We start from the raw sequence: 18,819 nt of genomic DNA, 5'->3' as shown, positions 1-18,819 counted from the left end.
CTTGCGGAGGATCGTCGGGCGCCGGTCTTGCCGCGCGCTCTTGTCGGAGACCCGACAAAACGACCCGAACGACGACTGACGACAGGATGATGCCCCGAACGGGGCCCGGCGGAGGAACGGCCGATGCAGACCGGAGATGATCGCGGTGTACCCGACATGGTCGATGCCTTCGAACTCGCCGCGCTCGTCTATGACGACGGCGTCGCGGTCGACCATCTGATGTGCTTCTTCGCCGACGAGCTGCGCGCCGCCGGGCGCCGCATCGGCGGCATCGTGCAATTGCCGCCCGACGAGGACACCGAGCCGGGGCAGATCCGCGTGCTCGACCTGATGACCGGCGACGTGTTCCCGATCAAGCAGAAGTTGGGGCCCGGCGCGACCTCCTGCACGCTCGATTCCGCCGCGCTCGCCGATGCCTCCGCGCGCATCGGCCGTGCCGTCGATGCGCGTGTCGACCTGGTGATGATCTCGAAATTCTCCAAGCAGGAGATGGCCGGTCACGGGCTCCGCTCCGAGTTCGGCGCCGCGGTCGCCGCCGGCCTGCCGGTGCTGACATCGATCAAGCGGCCGGCGGTCGAACCCTGGCTGCGCTTCACCGGCGGCATCGGCACGCTGCTCGCCTGCCGCTTGCGCGTGCTGCGCGACTGGTGGGCCGAGACCGATGGCCGCCGCGCCGCGATCTACCTCCAGGAGGCGAGGCGTGCGGCGGCAGCCGCCGCCGACGCGCGCCGGCCGGTCAAGGTGGGGTGAGCGGCTGCTGGTTCGGCTTCGATCAGCACAAGGGCCGGCGATCGCTGATCGCCGGCCCGTTTCGTTTGGAGCTGTCTCTCGGAGAGAGGCCTCAGGCCGCTAGTCTGTCGGCGGCGACGTGGCTCTGGCAGTTCTTCGGGCAGACGCGCGCGCAGGCGCCGCAGCCGATGCAGGCGCCGGCGTTGTCGACGATCATGATCATGCGGTTGAGCTCGCCGTCGAAGTCGTCGTCCTCGCCCTCGATCACCTTGCCGAGCACCTCGCCCTCGTCGTCGACGCCGTGCAGGTGCATCACGTCGCGCGAGCAGACCTTGTAGCAGCGGCCGCAGCCGATGCAGGTGCCACCGTCGATCGAGACCAGATATTCCGGCATCCAGGTGGAGCCGTCGCGGGTCGTGTAGCTCATCACGCGCTCTCCAGTTCCTTGAGCTTGGCGCGCGCCGCGTCGAGCGCGGCGAAGGCGTCATAGGTCGCCTGGGCGACCTGCATGATCGTCGTCCAGTTGACCGGCAGATCCTCGGAGAGGTCGTGCAGGTTCATCTTGGCGTTGGTCGCCTTGGCCGAGAGCTTTTTCAGCTCGGCCTTGAGCGCGTCGATGTCGGACATGGGTTTCGCTCCGGGCGGGTTCGGGTGGACGGTCAGGCGTCGGCGAGATCGGGGTTCTTGGCGATCCACTCGGCCGCCTCGGCGACCAGCTTGCCGCCGGCCTCGCCGAGCTTCTCGAAGGTCTCGAAGCCGAAGCGATGTACGTCGCGCAGCGTCTTCGACACGACGACCAAGCGGCCGGTGGTCAGCAGCACGCGGCCGAAGCCTTCGTGGCTCATCTTCATCATCGGCGATGCGATCCGGCCGCTGACGCGCTCGATGTCGAGGCCGACCGCGGCATAGAACTTCTCCAGCCGCCACAGCACGTCCGGGTCCGGATCGCCGATGATCGGGATCTCGCGGCGCTGCTCCTTGGTGACGATGAAGTCGCGCAGCAGGTCCGCGTCGGACCGCCCCTCCCAGGTGCCGTAGCTGTCCTCGGCCCGGACCAGCCGGACGAGGGTCTTCACGAAGGGCGCGTCGAGCCCGGTCGGATGGTCGAGTGTCGCGGTGGTCATGGCGGATCCTTCTCTCAGTCGTCTTCGAAACTCGGCTTCGCGGCGCCGATGCCGGCCTCGGCCAGCACCTTGCGCAGCCACGGCGGCGGCGAGCCGGCGAGCATGGCGCGGGTGCGTTCCAGTACCTCCTCGATCGGCGAGGGCTGCGGCACCTTGATCGGATGGATCTTGGCCGAGACCACCTTGGCGGCCGAAGGGCCGCCGATCGCCAGGCAGAACAGCAGGTGACAGCCGGTCAGCGCCTCGACCTTCGGGCCGATCTTGTCCTCGCCGTCGGTCTTGTGCGCGCCGCTCTCGTCCGACGTGTCGTCGAAGGCGATCGCGCCGACGAAGGTCGCGCCGTCCTTGGTGACGTCGTAGATCGCGAATTTCGGCGCCGAGCCGAAATGGGCGTTGAGCCCCTTCATGTCGCGCGTCGCGATCGCGATCCTGACCGCGCCGGCCGGACGTTCCGGCCCGCTCGGCTCGTCAGTGGTCACGAGTTGCAGACGTCTGACGGCGCTCATGGTCGTTCTCCCGGTTGCGGAACGGATCGAGGCTTTCCGGCGTCGGCTCGCGCCGCGCCGCCTGGAAGATGTTGGAGACTTCGAAGATGAGATCGCGCGTGCCGCGATAGCCGACCGCGACGCGGTGCTGGCTGCCGAGCCGGTCGAAGATCGGGAAGCCGACGCGGAAATGCGGGATGCCGAGCCGCTCGGCCGCCTGCCGCCCGTGGCTGTGGGTGACGATCAGGTCCGCGCCCTCGGCGAGCCGTTCCAGGTCGCCGAGATCGCCGACCTGCACGGTGTCGCAGGGCACATGCTCGAGGATCTTCGACGAGCCGGTCGTCGTCACCGCGCAGTGGATGTCGGCGCCCATGCCGAGAAAGAAGCTCGACAGCGCATAGAGATGGTCCGGTTCGGCGGCGATCGCGACACGCTTGCCCCCGAAATGGAAATGCCCGTCGAGCAGCGCGTCCTGCGCCTGCGCACGCTGGCGTCGGATTTTCGCCGGCACCGGCCGGCCGGAGATCTCGGCCAGCATGGTGACGAAGCGGTCGACGCTCTTCAGGCCGGTCAGCTGCCGGAACAGCGAGTACTCGATTCCGGTCAGCTCCTGGATCTTCGCCGCCGGCGCGCGCATGTGTTCGCCGATCGCGATCGTGTGGCGCGCGTCGCCGAGCGTGCGGATGTCCTCGATCGCGGTGCCGCCATAGGTGGTCGGGATCCAGCGGTCGGGCACGGTGCCGTCGAGCGCGCCGGAGACATCGGGCAGGATCACCGGATGCAGCCCGAATGCCTCGACCATCTCGCGGATATGCTCGATGTCGCCGACGGTCAGATGCCAGCCGGGCAGGATGTTGACGCGGTCGCGCTCGACGGTCCGCGCCGGCGTCCGGTCGGTGATGCCCTCGATCATGGCGAGGACCGCCTTGGTCCAGCCCTCCTCGATGGCGCCGTCGAAGTCCGGCGTCTGCGCGAGCACCACCTCGGTGCCGTCCAGGGCCTCGGCGCGCCGCGCCTTGATCACCGCGAGATCGCCGGCGAAATCCTCGCCGCGCGTCTCGACCAGCGCCGTGGTCGCGATGCCGATCAGCTTCGGCTTGGTGCGCGTCTTGAGGTTCAGGATCGCCTCTTCGAGGTGATCCGCGCCGCCCAGAATGGTCGCGACCTCGTCGATCGCGGTGGTCTGGAGCGGAATGGTCTCCTTGAAATGGCGCACGAACAGCACGAGCGCGAAGGAGGTGCAGCCCTGGCTGCCATGAAACAGCGGGATCGCGCCGTCGACGCCGAGATAGGCGAAGGCGGCGCCGAGCGGCTGCGAGGATTTCAGCGGATTGACCGCCGCCGCCTTGGAGACCGGAAGAACCGTGGCCATGTCGCGCGTCTCCTTCAGCATTCGCCCATGTCGTCGGCGACCGTCCCGGCGAATTTTCGCCGGGTCGCCGCGACAGCGGGGGAGACATCGTCGGCGACCGTCTGGGCGACCTTGCGCCTGACGGTCGTGACGAGCAGGGGGGTGACGAGATCGGGGCCGAGATCGTTGGCCGCGATCCGGCCGTCGGCGTCCCACGGGGCCGGTTCGCGCACCTGGTCCCAGATCGGGTTGCTGAGCGCGATGTCGATCTGGCGTACCAGTTCGACCATGCCGTCGTAGCCGGCGTAGGGGTGGTGGCGCTCCTGGTTGATGTCGAGCCAGGGCATCTTGGCCTTGAGCGCGATGAACTGGGTTCGGCCGCCCGACAGCATGATGTCGGCCTTGTTGGAGGCGAGCAGCGCGTAGAGATCGCGCGGCGCCATGCTGTCGAAGGCGTGCTTCTCGTCTTTCAGAAGCTGCTTGATGCGCTCCTTGTCCTCGTCGGTCGACTTCTTGGTCGAGGTGCCGACGATCTCGAGCCCCGCCTCCTGCAGGGCCGCGACCACGGACCACGATTTCACCCCGCCGGTGTTGAGCAGCACGCGCTTGCCCTCGAGCCGCGGGCGGAACGCCGCGAGCCGGCGCCAGACGCGCGCTTCCTCCTCGGCGATCAAGGCTTCGGTGCGATCGAGAAGCGCGGGCTCGGCGCCGCGCGCGACCAGCAGCCGCACGAGCTGGCGCAGCGCGTTGGAGGTATCGGAGACACCGTAGAACGAGCCCTCGAAGAACGGGATGCCCCAGCGCTCCTCCATCTTGCGGGCGAGATTGATGAGCGCCGTCGAGCAGACCATCATCGTCGCCCGCGCGGTGTGCGCGGCGGCGACGTCCAGATAGCGCGCATCGCCCGGGATGCAGGCACGCACGCGCATGCCGAGCTTCTCGAGGAGCGGCTTCACCATCCAGAACTCGCCGGAGAGGTTGAATTCGCCGAGGATGTTGATGTCGAGCGGCGAGGCGTCGTCCGGCTCGACCGTGCCGATCACGTGATCGAGCAGCGCCTCGCCGGCGAGCTTGTTGCCGAGGTTCTTGGAGCCGACGAAGCCGGGCGCGTTGACCGGCACGACCGGCAGGCCGAACTTCTCGCCGGCGCGTTTGCAGACGGCCTCGATATCGTCGCCGATCAGCGCGGTCACGCAGGTCGAATAGACGAAGATCGCCGGCGGCGCGTGCGCCTCGACGATCTCGCGGATCGCCTTGAACAGCTTGCGCTCGCCCTGGCCCATGACCACGTCGAGCTCGGTCAGGTCGGTGGTGAACGACCGGCGCCACAGGTCGGAGCCCGACGAGCCGGCGCCGCGGTTGTCCCAGGAATTGCCCTCGCAGGCGAGCGGCGCATGGATCAGATGCGCGACGTCGGTGATCGGCTGCAGCGCGATCTTGGCGCCGTCGAAGGCGCAGCCGCCGGCGGCCGCGCCGGGCGTCAGCGGCTTCGAACAGCCCTTCTTCTTCGCCTTGGCGTCTTTGGCCTGGTTCTTGTCGCAGGCGGGTTCGTTGAAGACGTCCTGGATGCGGCTCGTGAGCGACATGCCGATCCCCTCCGATCGATGACGCGACGGGTTCGGGGATCGTTCAGCAAGCGATGTGCCAGGGAAAAAATACTCAGAACATCAGAAGGTTGATGGCGGGCGATCGGGCGGCGCGGGGCATCCGACACGCCATTGTCGGAAACCGGACGCCGTCTGTCCGGCGCCGCAAACCGGGCTTCAGAGCAGCACGTGATCGACCGGCTGCGGCAGCGCCGGCAGGCCGGTCTCGCCCAGCGCCTCGCGCAGATTGATCTCGATCGTCGTCGCGATGGCGTGGATCGGCAGGTCGTTGGGCAGCGTGCCGAACGGCTCTTCGAGCTCGTCGCCGAGCGCATCGAGGCCGAAGAACGTGTAGGCGACGAGCCCGGTCATGACCGGGGTGCCCCAGCCGAGCACGTCGGCGAAGCCGAGCGGCAGCAGGAAACAGAACAGATAGGCCGTGCGGTGCAGGAGCAGCGTGTAGCCGAACGGGATCGGCGTCGTGCGCAGGCGCTCGCAGGCGGCGAGCACGCCGGCCATCTGGTCGAGGCCCGCGTCGAACAGGCCGAATTCGATGTCGGAGAGTGTGTCGTCGGCCCGGAGCGCGGCGAGCTCGCGGCCGATCAGGCGCAGGATGAAGTCCGGCGGGTTGCGGCTGGTGCCGAAGCCCGCGCGTTCAGGCTCGGGCAGGTAGGCGAGCGCCGTCCCGCCCTGCGCTGTGGTGGCGGTCGAAGGGCGGACATGTTCGACCAGCGCATGCGCGAAACCGATCGCGAGCCGCAGCAGTCTTGCGCGGGCCGCCTGGCCGCTTGGCCGCCGCACCTCGATCAGCAGGCTCCGGCGCGCCAGATCGCGGCTCACCGAGACCAGATGGCCCCAATGCTTGCGCGCTTCCCACCAGCGGTCGTAGCAGGCGTTGTTGCGGAAGCCGAGGAAGATCGACAGCGCGATGCCGATCAGCGCGAAGGGCGCGCCGTCGAAGGCCGGCACGAGGCCGGGCTTCACCGCATGCGCCCAGACGATCGCCCCCGTCAGCGCCATGACCAGCGCCACCTGCGGGAAGATGCGCTGGATGATCGATCCGCGCAGGATGAAGAACAGCCGAACGAAGCTGGGACGTTCGCGAACGATCATCAGGCTCCCCCTCGCGCCGACCGGCCGGCACCCGCGCGCTTGCATCCTGTCCATGAGTAAGGCCGGGTCGGGCCCTCGCGCAATCGCGCTCGAGGCCGCAGCCGCCTTGTCGCCATCCCGACACGCCCGTGTCGGATTGGTGTCGCAGCGCAACATGCGTTTCGTAAGAGACTGAATTTAAAGAAGAAAAATTCTGGCATGCGGTTTGCGATCCTGCTCCCCGACACACTCAGAGGGGAGTGCTCACATGAACCAGCCCGTGATGATCTCGCTCGACAGTCTGGTCCAGCCGATCGACGTCGATGCGCTTCAGAAGGCTGCCACGTCCGGCGGCTGTTCTTCGTCCTCCTGCGGCTCGTCCGCCAAGCCCGACGACATGGATGCGGATGTCTGGGAGCGGATCAAGGACCACCCCTGCTATTCCGAAGAGGCGCACCACTATTTTGCCCGCATGCATGTCGCGGTGGCGCCGGCCTGCAACATCCAGTGCAATTACTGCAACCGCAAGTACGATTGCGCGAACGAGAGCCGCCCCGGCGTGGTCTCCGAGAAGCTGACGCCCGATCAGGCCAAGCGCAAGGTGATCACGGTCGCCAACGAGGTGCCGCAGCTCTCCGTGCTCGGCATCGCCGGCCCCGGCGACGCCTGCTACGACTGGAAGAAGTCCAAGGCGACCTTCACCGAGATCGCCAAGGAGATCCCGGACATCAAGCTCTGCATCTCGACCAACGGTCTGGCGCTGCCGGACCATGTCGACGAACTGGCGGAGATGAACGTCGATCACGTGACGATCACCATCAACATGGTCGACCCTGAGATCGGCGCGAAGATCTATCCCTGGATCTTCTACCAGCACAAGCGCTGGCACGGCGTCGAGGCGGCCAAGATCCTGCACGAGCGGCAGATGCTCGGGCTCGAGATGCTGACCGCGCGCGGCATCCTGACCAAGATCAACTCGGTGATGATCCCCGGGATCAACGACGAGCATCTGGTCGAGGTCAACCGGTGGGTCAAGGAGCGCGGCGCATTCCTGCACAATGTCATGCCGCTGATCTCCGATCCGGCGCATGGCACGCACTACGGCCTGACCGGCCAGCGCGGCCCGACCGCGATGGAGCTGAAGGCCCTGCAGAACAAGCTCGACGGCGGTGCCAAGCTGATGCGGCACTGCCGCCAGTGCCGCGCCGACGCGGTCGGCCTGCTCGGCGAGGACCGCGGCCAGGAGTTCACGCTCGACCAGCTGCCTGAGGCGGTCGCCTACGATCCGGCCAAGCGCGCCGCCTATCGCGAGATCGTCGCCAAGGAGCGCGGCGATCACGTCGAGGCCAAGAAGGCGGCGGTCGCCGAGGTCAAGGATGTCGCGGGCGATGCTGCGGCTGAAGGCGCCGCGCTGCTGGTCGCGGTCGCGACCAAGGGCGGCGGCCGCGTCAACGAGCACTTCGGTCACGCCAAGGAGTTCCAGGTCTACGAGGCCAACGCGAAGGGCATCACCTTCGTCGGCCATCGCAAGGTCGAGAACTACTGCATGGGCGGCTTCGGCGAAGACGCGACCCTCGACGGCGTGATCGCGGCGCTCGAAGGCGTCGAGGTCGTGCTCTGCTCGAAGATCGGCGAATGCCCGAAGGACATGCTGACCGCCGCCGGCATCGAGGCGACCGACGCCTACGCGCTCGACTACATCGAGGCCGCGATCGGCAGCCTCTACGCCGCCCGCTTCGGCCGCGCGCTCGAAGCCGCCGTCGCCTGATCCTACCCGTTCCCGGCGGGCGTCAAGGCCCGCCGGCTCCACCGGCCGCCCGACCGGCCTTCAGCTCAAGCAGGAGAAGACCCCATGGCTTTCAAGATCATCGCGTCCCAGTGCACCGCCTGCGGCGCCTGCGAGTTCGAGTGCCCCTCGGCGGCGATCAAGTTCAAGGGCGAGACCTACATCATCGATGCCAAGAAGTGCACCGAGTGCGAGGGTGCCTTCGACACCCAGCAGTGCGCCAACGTCTGCCCGGTGCCGAACACCTGCGTGAAGGCGGCCTGAGCCGCCCGTCACGGTGGCGAGGGAGGGACCCCGATGCCCAAGACCGATGGCGGCGCCGGCGCGGCGGCCGCGGCGCCCGAGATCGACGATGCGCCGCTCGACTGGCTCGGCAACCCGGTCTCCTGTGCGGACTGCCCGCACGAGGAGACCCGGGCCGTGGGCAAGTGCGAGTTCGGCCGCGCCTGCGTAAAGGACCGGCGCGGCCGCAGGATCGACCGCTTCTTCGCGGCCAATCCGGACAACGCCGAGCGCTACCTCGATCATCCCTATTTCGAGGTCCGCACGCTGGCGGCCCGCTACGCGACGCCGTTCCGGCTGACCGCGCTGCTCAATGACCCGGAGCCCGATGTCCGGGCCATGGTGGCGCTCAGGCTGCCGCTCGCGCGCGTCAAGGCGTTGGTGCAAGACCCCGAGCCGCGCGTGCGCATCGCGCTCGCCATGCGGCTGACCGGCGAGAGCCTGGCGGTGCTGTTCGACGATCCGGACTACACGGTCCGGCTCGCGGCCGCGCGGCGTGCCGAGCCGGCGCTGCTGATCCGGCTCGCGCGCGATCTCGATCCATCGGTCCGGCGCGAGGTCGCCCGGCGCGTGCCGGACTACTACCTCCCGGCCATGGTGAACGATCCGGACCCGCTGGTGCGGGTCGCGGTCGCCGAGCGCCTGCCGCCGGAGCGGCTGGTGCTGATGACCGACGACGAGGACTTTCGCGTCCGCTTCACCTGCGCGGAACGGCTGACGCCGGCGTTGGTCGAGCGGCTCGCCGACGATCCGGACGCGACGGTGCGCGAAGTCGCGCTCGCCCGCCTCGGCGAGGCGCTCGCGGCCGCCGCAGCCGAGCCTCAGGACGACACCGACCCAACCGAAGCGGGAGAAAGCTGATGGGCCTCGGCACCGAACAGGAAATCGAGACGCGCCGGCCGCCGGTGTTCATGCCCGGCGAGAAGGTCCGCTCGACCAAATACGTCAAGAACGACGGCACCTATCGCGGCAAGGACATCGGCGAGATCCTGGTCGTGAAGGGCGATGTCGGCTACGTGCGCGACATCGGCACCTTCCTCCAGCAGTTCTACATCTACGCCGTCGAATGGGTCGATCGCGGCACGATCGTCGGCATGCGCGCCAAGGAACTGGTCAGCCTCGACAAGCCGCCGGTGGAAACGAAAAAGCCCGCCGCCGTCGCGGCCGGCGCGAGCGAAGGAGCCGCCCGATGAAAGTCATGATCCGCCGCAGCGAGAAGGGGCTTTCGGCCTATGTGCCGAAGAAGGATCTCGAGGAACCGATCGTCGAGACCGAGCGCGACACGCTCTGGGGCGGATCGGTCAAGCTCAAGAACGGCTGGACGCTGATCCTGCCCGATATGCCGGCCGACACGCGCCTGCCGATCACGGTCAACGCCAAGAAGCTCGGCGAGGAGGAGTGATCATGACGATCGTCTCAGGCATTGCGCCCGCTGCCGCCCCATCCGCGAGCTCGTCCGACATCCTGTCCGGCGACGCCGCCCGCGCGGCGGTCGCGGCCATGCGCGCCGGTCTCCTCGCCGACGAACTCGTGCCTTATCTCGGCCCCGGCGCGATCGGTCTGGAGACCGAGCCGCCGGTGCCGGCGACGCCCGAGGCGGTTGCGGCCGAACTGCACAAGCGCGCCCCGGCGCCGTCGAAGATCCGCACCTCGATGTGGTCGGTCGCCCAGTTCATCGAGAGCCGGCGGCATCGCAGGACGCTGCAGGCCTGGATGGCCGAGATCTTCGCCGCGCCCGTCGCGCCGAACCGGTTGCACCGGTTCCTGGCCGGCCTGCCGCTGTCGATGCTGGTCGACACCTGGTACGACGGCGCGCTGGCGACAGCGCTCCGGGAGGGCGGTCGGACCGACGTCGTCGAGATCCAGGGTGTGACCCGTGCCGGCGAGTTCCGCGATATCTGGACCAAGGCCTACGACGCCGCCGGCGCCGAGGTCGCGCCGGAAGCGGCGGATGCGGCGAAGACGGTGCTCTACGCCCCGCATGGCGGCGTGCGCCCGGCCAAAAACTTCCTCGTCGCCGACAGCGATTATGTGGAGGTCCTGACCGAGATCGACATCCAGTCGCCGATCCCGGCCGCCGTGAAGCACCGCCGCACGCCGCGCGGCTTCGTCTTCCTCGGCTGTCGGTTCCACGACCAGATGTTGCGCACCTACGCGCGCCAGATTCTCAAGCGCTCGAAGGGGCCGCACTACGCGGTGGTCGATCGCGAGCGCCTGACGCGCAACGAGCTGAAGTTCCTCGCCGACCACGACATCGTCGCGATCGACCTGCCCCTCGGCGCGGTGACGGATCTGCTGGTCGGGTGATCCGGCGAGGGCGGCGGCGGGGGCGGATGCGACGCCCTGACCGCATCCCGCATCCTACCGCGCAGCGGCGCATCTTTGTCGATGACGGAAAACGGCGGCGAAGCCCAGCTTCGCCGCCGTTTTCCGTCAAGGGTTGTTGATCGCCGGAGCCCGCGGTATTACCTTTTCGGGCGACGTAATACGAGGTGCGATGATGTCCACGGTGACCAGCAAGGGCCAGGTGACGATCCCCAAGCGCGTACGGGAGCGGCTCGGTCTCCATCCCGGCGACAAGGTCAGCTTCGAGTTGGACGCCGAAGGCTACGTCCGGCTCGTCAATGCCGAGGCGCCGCTGCCCCCGGCCCGGAGCCGCTTCGCCAAAGTTCGCGGCACGTTGAAGACCGGCATGTCCACCGACGAGATCATGAAGCTGTTGCGCCCCGAGGACTGACGTGACCCTCGTCGACACCAGTGTATTGCTGGATCTGGCGCAGAGCGATCCGGTTTGGGCCGACTGGTCGCAACGCCAATTGGAAGTCGTCGCGGTTCGCGGCCCACTGCTTCTCAATCCGATCGTCTACGCGGAGCTGGGCGCCAGCTATCCGACTCTCGAGGCGCTGGACAGTTTCGTCGAGACCCTCGGGCTGGAATGGTCCGACGTCCCGCGCGAAGCGCTCTTCCTCGCGTCGAAGGCCCACATGGACTACCGCCGGCGCGGCGGTCGTCGCACCGGCGTCCTGCCGGATTTCTTCATCGGCGCTCATGCGCTCGTCATGGGGGTGCCGCTGCTCACGCGGGATCGGCGGCGCTACGAGACGAGCTTTCCGGCGCTGGCACTGATCGCGCCTGATAGGACGCAGTAAGGGCGGGGCCTTCACTCCCTCTTGCCAACATCCTGTCGCGAATTGTCGTTGTCGCGACACGGGTGCGTCGAAGCCGGACAGGTCGGCGCTCACGATATAAATATCTGAAAATATTGGAGAAAAATCAGAAATCACGACTTGGCACGGCTCTTGAAATTCCCCTTTCCGTCAGGCGGCCGCGGGCTGCCGGTGAGTTTTCGAAGCCGGTCGAAAGATCCGGCGACGAGAGGGAAAGGGACATCACAATGGCAGCTCTGCGCCAGATCGCATTCTACGGGAAGGGCGGCATCGGCAAGTCGACCACCTCCCAGAACACGCTCGCCGCCCTGGTCGAGCTCGGTCAGAAGATCCTGATCGTCGGCTGCGACCCGAAGGCGGACTCGACCCGCCTCATCCTCAACGCCAAGGCCCAGGACACCGTCCTGCACCTGGCGGCCGAGCAGGGCTCGGTCGAGGACCTCGAACTCGAGGACGTGCTCAAGATCGGCTACAACGGCATCAAGTGCGTCGAGTCCGGTGGCCCGGAGCCGGGCGTCGGCTGCGCCGGTCGCGGCGTCATCACCGCGATCAACTTCCTGGAAGAGAACGGCGCCTATGACGACGTGGACTACGTGTCCTACGACGTGCTCGGCGACGTCGTCTGCGGCGGCTTCGCGATGCCGATCCGCGAGAACAAGGCCCAGGAGATCTACATCGTCATGTCCGGCGAGATGATGGCGCTCTATGCCGCCAACAACATCGCCAAGGGTATTCTGAAGTATGCACACTCGGGCGGCGTGCGCCTGGGCGGACTGATCTGCAACGAGCGCCAGACCGACCGCGAGCTCGACCTCGCCGAGGCGCTGGCCGCGCGGATCAACACCAAGCTGATCCACTTCGTGCCGCGCGACAACATCGTGCAGCACGCCGAGCTCCGCAAGCAGACCGTGATCCAGTACGCCCCTGACAGCCAGCAGGCGCAGGAGTACCGCCAGCTTGCGAACAAGATCCATGCGAACTCGGGCAAGGGCACGATCCCGGCGCCGATCTCCATGGAAGAGCTCGAGGACATGCTGCTCGCCTTCGGCATCATGAAGACCGACGAGCAGGCCCTCGCCGAGCTGCAGGCCAAGGAAGCCGCCAAGGCGGCCGCCCTCGCCGCCGCGGCGCACTGACCCGTCCACCGCTCCGTCCGCCGCGCCGGGCCTTGACCCCGGCGGGGCGGCGGGACGGATCCAAAGCTCCGAGATGCGAGGGGGACCCCCATGAGCCTCGATTACGAGAACGACAGCGCGCTCCACGAGAAAGTCATCGAGGAAGTCCTGTCGCAGTATCCCGACAAGTTCGCCAAGCGGCGCAAGAAGCACCTCTCGGTGGCCACGCCCGCCGGCGAGGACGAGGAACACGGCGAGATCCAGCATCTCACCGAGTGCGACGTCAAGTCGAACATCAAGTCGATCCCGGGCGTGATGACGATCCGCGGCTGCGCCTACGCCGGTTCCAAGGGTGTGGTGTGGGGTCCGATCAAGGACATGGTCCACATCAGCCACGGCCCGGTCGGTTGCGGTCAGTATTCGTGGTCGCAGCGCCGCAACTACTACATCGGCAAGACCGGCATCGACACCTTCGTCACGATGCAGTTCACCTCCGACTTCCAGGAGCGTGACATCGTGTTCGGCGGTGACAAGAAGCTGGAGAAGGTCATCGACGAGATCGAGACCCTGTTCCCGCTCGCCAACGGCATCTCGGTGCAGTCGGAATGCCCGATCGGCCTGATCGGCGACGACATCGAGGCGGTGTCGAAGAAGAAGGCCAAGGAGCACGACACGACCATCGTGCCGGTGCGTTGCGAGGGCTTCCGCGGCGTGTCGCAGTCGCTCGGCCACCACATCGCCAACGACGCGATCCGCGACTGGGTCTTCGACAAGAAGGAGACCGAGTGGGAGACCGGCCCCTACGACGTCAACGTCATCGGCGACTACAACATCGGCGGTGACGCCTGGGCCTCGCGCATCCTGCTCGAGGAGATGGGTCTGCGCGTGGTCGGCAACTGGTCCGGCGATGCCACCCTCGCCGAGATCGAGCGCGCGCCGAAGGCCAAGCTCAACCTCATCCATTGCTATCGGTCGATGAACTACATCTGCCGGCACATGGAAGAGAAGTATGGCGTGTCCTGGATGGAGTACAACTTCTTCGGTCCCTCGCAGATCGAAGCCTCCATGCGCAAGATCGCCAAGCACTTCGGACCGGAGATCGAGGAGAAGACCGAAGCCGTCATCGCCAAGTACCGTCCGCTCGTCGATGCGATCGTCGCGAAGTACCGTCCGCGCCTCGAAGGCAAGAAGGTGATGCTCTACGTCGGCGGCCTGCGCCCCCGGCACGTGATCACCGCCTACGAGGATTTAGGGATGGAGATCGCCGGCACCGGCTACGAGTTCGGTCACGGCGACGACTATCAGCGCACCGGTCACTATGTGAAGAAGGGCACGCTGATCTACGACGACGTCACCGGCTACGAGCTCGAGAAGTTCATCGAGAAGATCCGTCCGGATCTGGTCGGCTCGGGCATCAAGGAGAAGTACCCGGTGCAGAAGATGGGCATCCCGTTCCGTCAGATGCACTCCTGGGACTATTCCGGCCCGTACCACGGCTACGACGGCTTCGCGATCTTCGCCCGCGACATGGACCTGGCGATCAACAATCCCGTCTGGGATCTGTTCGACGCGCCCTGGCTGGATGAGCCGGCCTACGCCGCCGCGGCCGAGTGAAGACCCCGGCCGGCGCGTGAGGCGCCGGCCACTCCCGGCTCACGACACCCGATGACCGACCAACCGCCGCGGCGCCCCGGCGCCGCGCGACCGGGCACGGCCGTGCCCGACTGACCTGAACCAGAAAGCCCGACAGTGCCGCCGTATGGCGCGGCCCGGGCGAGCGAGGTGACCAGTCATGCCGCAGTCCGCAGATCACGTGCTCGACCACGCGCCCTTGTTCCGCGAGCCGGAATACAAGGAGATGCTCGCCAACAAGAAGAAGCTCTTCGAATGCGGCGTCCCCGACGCCCAGGTCGCCGAACAGGGCGAGTACACCAAGTCCTGGGAGTACCGCGAGAAGAACCTCGCCCGCGAGGCCCTCGTCGTGAACCCGGCCAAGGCCTGTCAGCCGCTCGGCGCGGTGTTCGCCGCCGCCGGCTTCGAGAAGACCATGAGTTTCGTCCACGGTTCGCAGGGCTGCGTCGCCTACTACCGCTCGCACCTGTCGCGCCATTTCAAGGAGCCGTGCTCGGCCGTCTCCTCGTCGATGACCGAGGACGCGGCGGTGTTCGGCGGCCTCAACAACATGGTCGATGGCCTCGCCAACACCTATTCGCTCTACGCGCCGAAGATGATCGCGGTCTCGACCACCTGCATGGCCGAGGTCATCGGTGACGACCTGCATTCCTTCATCCAGACGGCGAAGGACAAGGGCTCGGTGCCGCAGGAATTCGACGTGCCCTTCGCCCACACCCCGGCCTTCGTCGGTAGCCACGTCGACGGCTACGACAACGCGGTGAAAGGCATCCTCGAGCACTTCTGGAAGGACGCCGTCCGCACCGAAGGCTCGAAGATCAACATCATCCCGGGCTTCGACGGCTTCTGCGTCGGCAACAACCGCGAGCTGAAGCGCCTGCTCGACCTGATGGGCGTCGACTACACGATCCTCGGCGATGCCTCCGACCAGTTCGACACGCCCTCCGACGGCGAGTTCCGCATGTTCGACGGCGGCACCAAGCTCGACGACGTCAAGGCCGCGCTCGACGCCAAGGGCACGATCTCGCTGCAGCATTGGAACACGCGCAAGACGCTCGAGTTCGCGAAGGAAAAGGGCCAGGAGACGGCCTCGTTCCACTACCCGCTCGGCATCCGCGCCACCGACGAACTCCTGATGAAGATCTCCGCGCTCTCGGGCAAGGTGATCCCGGAGGCGATCCGCCTGGAGCGCGGCCGGCTGATCGACGCGATGGCGGACAGCCAGAGCTGGCTGCACGGCAAGAAATACGCGATCTATGGCGATCCGGACTTCGTCCAGGCCATGGCCCGCTTCGTCATGGAGACCGGCGGCGAGCCGATCCACTGCCTGGCGACCAACGGCACCAAGCATTGGGAAGAAGAGATGCGCGCCATGCTCGACGCCTCGCCCTTCGGCAAGGAAGCCAAGGTCTGGGCTGGCAAGGACCTGTGGCATCTGCGCTCGCTGCTGTTCACCGAGCCGGTCGACATGCTGATCGGCAATTCCTACGGCAAGTACCTCGAGCGTGATACCGGCACGCCGCTGCTGCGTCTGACCTTCCCGGTCTTCGACCGCCACCACCACCACCGCTTCCCGCTCATGGGCTACCAGGGTGGTCTGCGCGTGCTGACGGCGCTGCTCGACAAGGTGTTCGACAAGCTCGACGACGACACCATCATCCCGGGCGAGACGGATTACTCGTTCGACCTCACGCGGTGAGGGGGCGCCCTGAGAGGGCGACAGGCCTCGACGACGATAGACGGCCGGCTCCGCGAGGGGTCGGCTGTTTCGTTTGGTACTGAGGTGTGGTACTGAGAGGTCATGACGCGCGCCATCGGCGAACCTTGCTGGCCGTCTTTCGAACGCCGATATCCGCCACCTTGGCGTGGGCGGACATCGAAGCGTTGTTCGTCGCCCTCGGCGCCGATGTGATTGAAGGCAGCGGCTCGCGCGTCCGGTTCGTGCTGCATGATGTGGTCGCGACCTTCCATCGGCCTCACCCGGAGAAGGAGGCGAAGCGCTATCAGGTTCGGGATGCGCGCGAATTCCTGGAGAAATGCGGGATTGCGCCCGAAGGAGACCCAGCGTGAACACCATGGCCTACAAGGGTTACGTCGCCCGCGTCGATTTCGATTCCGAGGACGGCGTCTTCGTCGGACGGGTGACGGGCATCAATGATGTGGTCGGCTTTCATGGCGAGAGCGTCGTCGAACTGAAGGCGGCGTTCGAGGAGGCGGTCGACGATTATCTCGCGACCTGCGCCAAGCTCGGTCGCGAGCCGCAGCACCCGTATTCGGGTCGCTTCAATGTGCGGCTGTCGCCCGACCTCCACGCCCGAGCCGCCGCCGCCGCCGCTCGCCGCGGCGTCAGCCTGAACAGGTTCGTCGAAGAGGCGATTGCCGGCGAAGTCGAGAGCCGAGGAAAGGGTACACGCGGATTTTAAAATTATCCGGATAAAATTGACACGGGTAAAATACCCGGATAAAAACCTCGCAACCATGCGAGGTTCCCAATGACGTCCCAGTCTCACATCACCGCCTTCTCCGGCCCCCGCCGGATCGCGTCCGGATCGGCCGCCGAGGTCGCGCTTGCGTTGAAGGCGCTCGGGTCCATCCAGCCCATGGCGCTCGTCTTCGACGACAAGACCGGCGGCCAGATCGATCTCGATCTGCGCGGCTCGGAGGCCGAGATCGCGGCGCGCTATGCGCCGGTCGCGACCGAGCCGGCAGCCTCGACCGAAGACGAAGGGCAGGGTGCTCCGGCGACCGCCGCTCCCGCCGGGCGTGGTCGCCCAAAGCTCGGCGTCGTGGCGCGCGAGGTGACGCTGTTGCCGCGGCATTGGGATTGGCTCGCCGCGCAGCCGGGCGGGGCGTCGGTGGCGCTTCGAAAACTGGTCGATCAGGCGCGCAAGGCGAGCGAATGGGACGACATGGTTCGCCGCATCCGCGAGGCGACCAGCCGGTTCCTGTCGGCGATCGCGGGCGACCTGCCGCACTACGAAGAGGCGACGCGTGCGTTGTTCGCCGGCGACAAGGATCGTTTCGACGACCTCGTCGCAGGCTGGCCGGCCGATATCCGCGATCATGCGCGCGAGATGGCGCGCGGCGCCTTCGCCTGACGCCGGCAGGCCCCGGTCGCCGCTTCGGCCGGGGTGAGCGGAGAATCGGGCCTCAGCCCACCAGGATCGACCGATCGATCTGCGCGACGCTCGTGACGCCGGTCAGCGTCATGGCCACGCGCATTTCCTTGGCGAAGATGTCGAGCAGGTTCTCGACGCCGGCCTGGCCGGCGGTCGCCAGCGCATAGGTCGGCGCGCGGCCGATGAGGCAGCCCTTGGCGCCGAGCGCCAGCATGCGCACGACGTCGAGGCCGGAGCGGATGCCGCCGTCGACCAGCACGGTGAGGTTCGAGCCGACCGCATCGACGATGCCCGGCAGCGCCTTCACCGTCGAAGGCACGCCGTCGAGCTGCCGGCCGCCGTGGTTCGACACCACGATGCCGTCGGCGCCGAAGGCGACCGCCTCGCGCGCATCCTCGGCATCGAGGATGCCCTTCAGGATGATCTCGCCCTTCCAGTAGTCGCGGATCCAGGCGAGATCGGCCCAGCCGATCGACGGATCGAAATTCTTGGCGAGCCAGCCGATGTAGTCCTCGAGTGCGATCGGCTTGCCGAGGTATTTCGACACGTTGCCGAGATCGTGCGGCCGGCCGAGCAGGCCGACATCGATCGCCCACGCGGGCTTCAGCATCGCCTGCAGGATGCGCCGCTGCGGCCCGAACCGGCCGGACATGCCGGAATGGGCGTCGCGGTAGCGCGCGCCCGGTGTCGGCATGTCGACGGTGAACACGAGCTTGGTGACGCCCGCCGCCATGGCGCGGTCGAGCGCGTTCTTCATGAAGCCGCGGTCCTTCAGCACATAGAGCTGGAACCAGATCGGGCGATCGGTCGCGGCGACGACCTCCTCGATCGGGCAGACCGACACGGTCGACAGGATCAGCGGCACGCCCTTCGCGGTCGCCGCCTTGACCGCCTGCACCTCGCCACGTCGGGCGAACATGCCGGTGAGCCCGACTGGGCTGAGCAGCACCGGCAGGGCCAGCGCCTCGCCGAACAGCGACGTCTCCAGGCTCAGGTCCGCGACGTTCTTCAGGACGCGCTGGCGCAGCGCGATCGACTTGAGGTCGTCGACATTGGCCCGGAGCGTCGCCTCGGCGTAGGCGCCGCCGTCGATGTAGTCGAACAGGAAGCGCGGCAGCTTGCGGCGCGCGGCCTCGCGGTAATCCGAGGCGGACGAGATGATCATGATGGGGCTCCCGGACGGGCGGATGCGCGGATCGCGTGAGTGGTCAAAAAACTTGACCACTGTCATAGGGCTTTCCGATCCGGCAGGCAAGCGGGAGGTGCGGCAGCGGACCTGGGCGCAAGCGCCAGGGCCTGCGCGGAGCCCCGACGCGAAAAGGGGCGCCTGACGGCGCCCCTCGCAGGTCGG

Annotated in this window: 23 protein-coding genes; 15 read left to right on the top strand and 8 right to left on the bottom strand. The window is 67.3% G+C overall.

Annotated elements, in window-relative coordinates; genetic code table 11:
• Window positions 1-123 precede the first annotated feature (123 nt).
• Window positions 124-750, top strand: coding sequence for a DUF2478 domain-containing protein (locus ABS361_11340; protein ID XBY46750.1), 627 nt, complete (start codon window positions 124-126; stop codon window positions 748-750).
• Between the two features lie 91 nt (window positions 751-841).
• Here ABS361_11340 and fdxB read toward each other — a convergent pair whose 3' ends face one another.
• The 7 genes from fdxB to ABS361_11305 all read right to left on the bottom strand — a co-directional run bounded on the left by fdxB (window position 842) and on the right by ABS361_11305 (window position 6,388).
• Window positions 842-1,156: a ferredoxin III, nif-specific gene (fdxB, locus tag ABS361_11335; protein XBY46749.1), complete on the bottom strand. Its 315-nt coding sequence runs from the start codon at window positions 1,154-1,156 to the stop codon at window positions 842-844.
• On the bottom strand, window positions 1,156-1,356 hold the full coding sequence (locus ABS361_11330) for a CCE_0567 family metalloprotein (protein XBY46748.1): 201 nt from the start codon (window positions 1,354-1,356) through the stop codon (window positions 1,156-1,158). Before ABS361_11330 ends, fdxB begins: the two co-directional genes overlap by 1 nt.
• Before the next feature lie 32 nt (window positions 1,357-1,388).
• Window positions 1,389-1,853, bottom strand: coding sequence for a NifX-associated nitrogen fixation protein (locus tag ABS361_11325; GenBank protein XBY46747.1), 465 nt, complete (start codon window positions 1,851-1,853; stop codon window positions 1,389-1,391).
• Window positions 1,854-1,867: 14 nt separating this feature from the next.
• Window positions 1,868-2,359 (bottom strand): nitrogen fixation protein NifX, encoded by a 492-nt coding sequence (gene nifX / locus ABS361_11320; GenBank protein XBY46746.1) that lies wholly within the window; start codon window positions 2,357-2,359, stop codon window positions 1,868-1,870.
• Window positions 2,322-3,710: a nitrogenase iron-molybdenum cofactor biosynthesis protein NifN gene (nifN, locus tag ABS361_11315; GenBank protein XBY46745.1), complete on the bottom strand. Its 1,389-nt coding sequence runs from the start codon at window positions 3,708-3,710 to the stop codon at window positions 2,322-2,324. The genes nifX and nifN overlap by 38 nt, the downstream gene beginning before the upstream one ends.
• A gap of 14 nt (window positions 3,711-3,724) precedes the next feature.
• Complete coding sequence (nifE, locus tag ABS361_11310; GenBank protein ID XBY46744.1) at window positions 3,725-5,275, bottom strand: nitrogenase iron-molybdenum cofactor biosynthesis protein NifE; 1,551 nt, start codon at window positions 5,273-5,275, stop codon at window positions 3,725-3,727.
• 177 nt (window positions 5,276-5,452) lie between these two features.
• The gene (locus ABS361_11305; GenBank protein XBY46743.1) at window positions 5,453-6,388 is read right to left on the bottom strand and encodes a bestrophin family protein; all 936 of its coding nucleotides are present in this window, start codon (window positions 6,386-6,388) and stop codon (window positions 5,453-5,455) included.
• A 247-nt stretch (window positions 6,389-6,635) separates the two neighbouring features.
• Here ABS361_11305 and nifB point away from each other — a divergent pair, with 247 nt between their 5' ends.
• From nifB to ABS361_11235, 14 genes are all read left to right on the top strand, one after another.
• Window positions 6,636-8,135 (top strand): nitrogenase cofactor biosynthesis protein NifB, encoded by a 1,500-nt coding sequence (gene nifB, locus ABS361_11300; GenBank protein ID XBY46742.1) that lies wholly within the window; start codon window positions 6,636-6,638, stop codon window positions 8,133-8,135.
• An 84-nt stretch (window positions 8,136-8,219) separates the two neighbouring features.
• A complete protein-coding gene (locus tag ABS361_11295) occupies window positions 8,220-8,417 on the top strand; it encodes a 4Fe-4S dicluster domain-containing protein (protein ID XBY46741.1) in 198 nt (65 codons plus the stop codon).
• Window positions 8,418-8,450: 33 nt separating this feature from the next.
• Window positions 8,451-9,296 carry a 4Fe4S-binding leucine-rich repeat protein gene (locus ABS361_11290; protein ID XBY46740.1) on the top strand — a complete coding sequence of 282 codons (846 nt, stop codon included), beginning with the start codon at window positions 8,451-8,453 and terminating at the stop codon, window positions 9,294-9,296.
• Window positions 9,296-9,628, top strand: coding sequence for a nitrogen fixation protein NifZ (locus ABS361_11285; protein XBY46739.1), 333 nt, complete (start codon window positions 9,296-9,298; stop codon window positions 9,626-9,628). The genes ABS361_11290 and ABS361_11285 overlap by 1 nt, the downstream gene beginning before the upstream one ends.
• On the top strand, window positions 9,625-9,837 hold the full coding sequence (gene nifT, locus ABS361_11280) for a putative nitrogen fixation protein NifT (GenBank protein ID XBY46738.1): 213 nt from the start codon (window positions 9,625-9,627) through the stop codon (window positions 9,835-9,837). Before ABS361_11285 ends, nifT begins: the two co-directional genes overlap by 4 nt.
• Before the next feature lie 98 nt (window positions 9,838-9,935).
• A complete protein-coding gene (locus ABS361_11275; protein ID XBY46877.1) occupies window positions 9,936-10,742 on the top strand; it encodes an SIR2 family protein in 807 nt (268 codons plus the stop codon).
• A gap of 190 nt (window positions 10,743-10,932) precedes the next feature.
• Complete coding sequence (locus ABS361_11270; GenBank protein XBY46737.1) at window positions 10,933-11,172, top strand: type II toxin-antitoxin system PrlF family antitoxin; 240 nt, start codon at window positions 10,933-10,935, stop codon at window positions 11,170-11,172.
• A 1-nt stretch (window position 11,173) separates the two neighbouring features.
• Window positions 11,174-11,584, top strand: coding sequence for a type II toxin-antitoxin system VapC family toxin (locus ABS361_11265; GenBank protein XBY46736.1), 411 nt, complete (start codon window positions 11,174-11,176; stop codon window positions 11,582-11,584).
• Between the two features lie 245 nt (window positions 11,585-11,829).
• Window positions 11,830-12,738, top strand: a complete 909-nt coding sequence (gene nifH, locus ABS361_11260; GenBank protein ID XBY46735.1) for a nitrogenase iron protein — start codon at window positions 11,830-11,832, stop codon at window positions 12,736-12,738.
• 90 nt (window positions 12,739-12,828) lie between these two features.
• Window positions 12,829-14,331 (top strand): nitrogenase molybdenum-iron protein alpha chain, encoded by a 1,503-nt coding sequence (gene nifD / locus ABS361_11255; protein ID XBY46734.1) that lies wholly within the window; start codon window positions 12,829-12,831, stop codon window positions 14,329-14,331.
• A gap of 178 nt (window positions 14,332-14,509) precedes the next feature.
• Window positions 14,510-16,048 (top strand): nitrogenase molybdenum-iron protein subunit beta, encoded by a 1,539-nt coding sequence (gene nifK, locus ABS361_11250; protein XBY46733.1) that lies wholly within the window; start codon window positions 14,510-14,512, stop codon window positions 16,046-16,048.
• Between the two features lie 161 nt (window positions 16,049-16,209).
• Window positions 16,210-16,419: a type II toxin-antitoxin system HicA family toxin gene (locus ABS361_11245; protein ID XBY46732.1), complete on the top strand. Its 210-nt coding sequence runs from the start codon at window positions 16,210-16,212 to the stop codon at window positions 16,417-16,419.
• Window positions 16,416-16,772, top strand: a complete 357-nt coding sequence (locus ABS361_11240) for a type II toxin-antitoxin system HicB family antitoxin (protein XBY46731.1) — start codon at window positions 16,416-16,418, stop codon at window positions 16,770-16,772. Before ABS361_11245 ends, ABS361_11240 begins: the two co-directional genes overlap by 4 nt.
• Window positions 16,773-16,841: 69 nt before the next feature.
• Window positions 16,842-17,447 carry a DUF2239 family protein gene (locus ABS361_11235; GenBank protein ID XBY46730.1) on the top strand — a complete coding sequence of 202 codons (606 nt, stop codon included), beginning with the start codon at window positions 16,842-16,844 and terminating at the stop codon, window positions 17,445-17,447.
• A 52-nt stretch (window positions 17,448-17,499) separates the two neighbouring features.
• On the opposite strand, the gene lldD is transcribed toward ABS361_11235, so the two are convergent.
• Window positions 17,500-18,633, bottom strand: coding sequence for an FMN-dependent L-lactate dehydrogenase LldD (gene lldD / locus ABS361_11230; GenBank protein XBY46729.1), 1,134 nt, complete (start codon window positions 18,631-18,633; stop codon window positions 17,500-17,502).
• Window positions 18,634-18,819 lie beyond the last annotated feature (186 nt).

The sequence above is a fragment of the Ancalomicrobiaceae bacterium S20 genome, from assembly GCA_040269895.1.
GTDB classification, from domain to species: Bacteria; Pseudomonadota; Alphaproteobacteria; order Rhizobiales; family Ancalomicrobiaceae; genus Methyloraptor; species Methyloraptor flagellatus.
Note: the sequence above shows the minus strand (reverse complement) of the source record. Positions and strands in the feature narration are given on the sequence as shown.

What these genes read in the sequence shown, in the direction of transcription:
- nifN (XBY46745.1), bottom strand. Translation starts at nt 3,710, where the DNA reads ATGGCCACGGTTCTTCCGGTCTCCAAGGCGGCGGCGGTCAATCCGCTG.
- ABS361_11340 (XBY46750.1), top strand. Translation starts at nt 124, where the DNA reads ATGCAGACCGGAGATGATCGCGGTGTACCCGACATGGTCGATGCCTTC.
- nifD (XBY46734.1), top strand. Translation starts at nt 12,829, where the DNA reads ATGAGCCTCGATTACGAGAACGACAGCGCGCTCCACGAGAAAGTCATC.
- ABS361_11325 (XBY46747.1), bottom strand. Translation starts at nt 1,853, where the DNA reads ATGACCACCGCGACACTCGACCATCCGACCGGGCTCGACGCGCCCTTC.
- ABS361_11330 (XBY46748.1), bottom strand. Translation starts at nt 1,356, where the DNA reads ATGTCCGACATCGACGCGCTCAAGGCCGAGCTGAAAAAGCTCTCGGCC.
- ABS361_11285 (XBY46739.1), top strand. Translation starts at nt 9,296, where the DNA reads ATGGGCCTCGGCACCGAACAGGAAATCGAGACGCGCCGGCCGCCGGTG.
- fdxB (XBY46749.1), bottom strand. Translation starts at nt 1,156, where the DNA reads ATGAGCTACACGACCCGCGACGGCTCCACCTGGATGCCGGAATATCTG.
- ABS361_11305 (XBY46743.1), bottom strand. Translation starts at nt 6,388, where the DNA reads ATGATCGTTCGCGAACGTCCCAGCTTCGTTCGGCTGTTCTTCATCCTG.
- nifX (XBY46746.1), bottom strand. Translation starts at nt 2,359, where the DNA reads ATGAGCGCCGTCAGACGTCTGCAACTCGTGACCACTGACGAGCCGAGC.
- nifE (XBY46744.1), bottom strand. Translation starts at nt 5,275, where the DNA reads ATGTCGCTCACGAGCCGCATCCAGGACGTCTTCAACGAACCCGCCTGC.
- ABS361_11295 (XBY46741.1), top strand. Translation starts at nt 8,220, where the DNA reads ATGGCTTTCAAGATCATCGCGTCCCAGTGCACCGCCTGCGGCGCCTGC.
- ABS361_11235 (XBY46730.1), top strand. Translation starts at nt 16,842, where the DNA reads ATGACGTCCCAGTCTCACATCACCGCCTTCTCCGGCCCCCGCCGGATC.
- nifH (XBY46735.1), top strand. Translation starts at nt 11,830, where the DNA reads ATGGCAGCTCTGCGCCAGATCGCATTCTACGGGAAGGGCGGCATCGGC.
- nifK (XBY46733.1), top strand. Translation starts at nt 14,510, where the DNA reads ATGCCGCAGTCCGCAGATCACGTGCTCGACCACGCGCCCTTGTTCCGC.
- nifT (XBY46738.1), top strand. Translation starts at nt 9,625, where the DNA reads ATGAAAGTCATGATCCGCCGCAGCGAGAAGGGGCTTTCGGCCTATGTG.
- nifB (XBY46742.1), top strand. Translation starts at nt 6,636, where the DNA reads ATGAACCAGCCCGTGATGATCTCGCTCGACAGTCTGGTCCAGCCGATC.
- ABS361_11275 (XBY46877.1), top strand. Translation starts at nt 9,936, where the DNA reads ATGCGCGCCGGTCTCCTCGCCGACGAACTCGTGCCTTATCTCGGCCCC.
- lldD (XBY46729.1), bottom strand. Translation starts at nt 18,633, where the DNA reads ATGATCATCTCGTCCGCCTCGGATTACCGCGAGGCCGCGCGCCGCAAG.
- ABS361_11270 (XBY46737.1), top strand. Translation starts at nt 10,933, where the DNA reads ATGATGTCCACGGTGACCAGCAAGGGCCAGGTGACGATCCCCAAGCGC.
- ABS361_11290 (XBY46740.1), top strand. Translation starts at nt 8,451, where the DNA reads ATGCCCAAGACCGATGGCGGCGCCGGCGCGGCGGCCGCGGCGCCCGAG.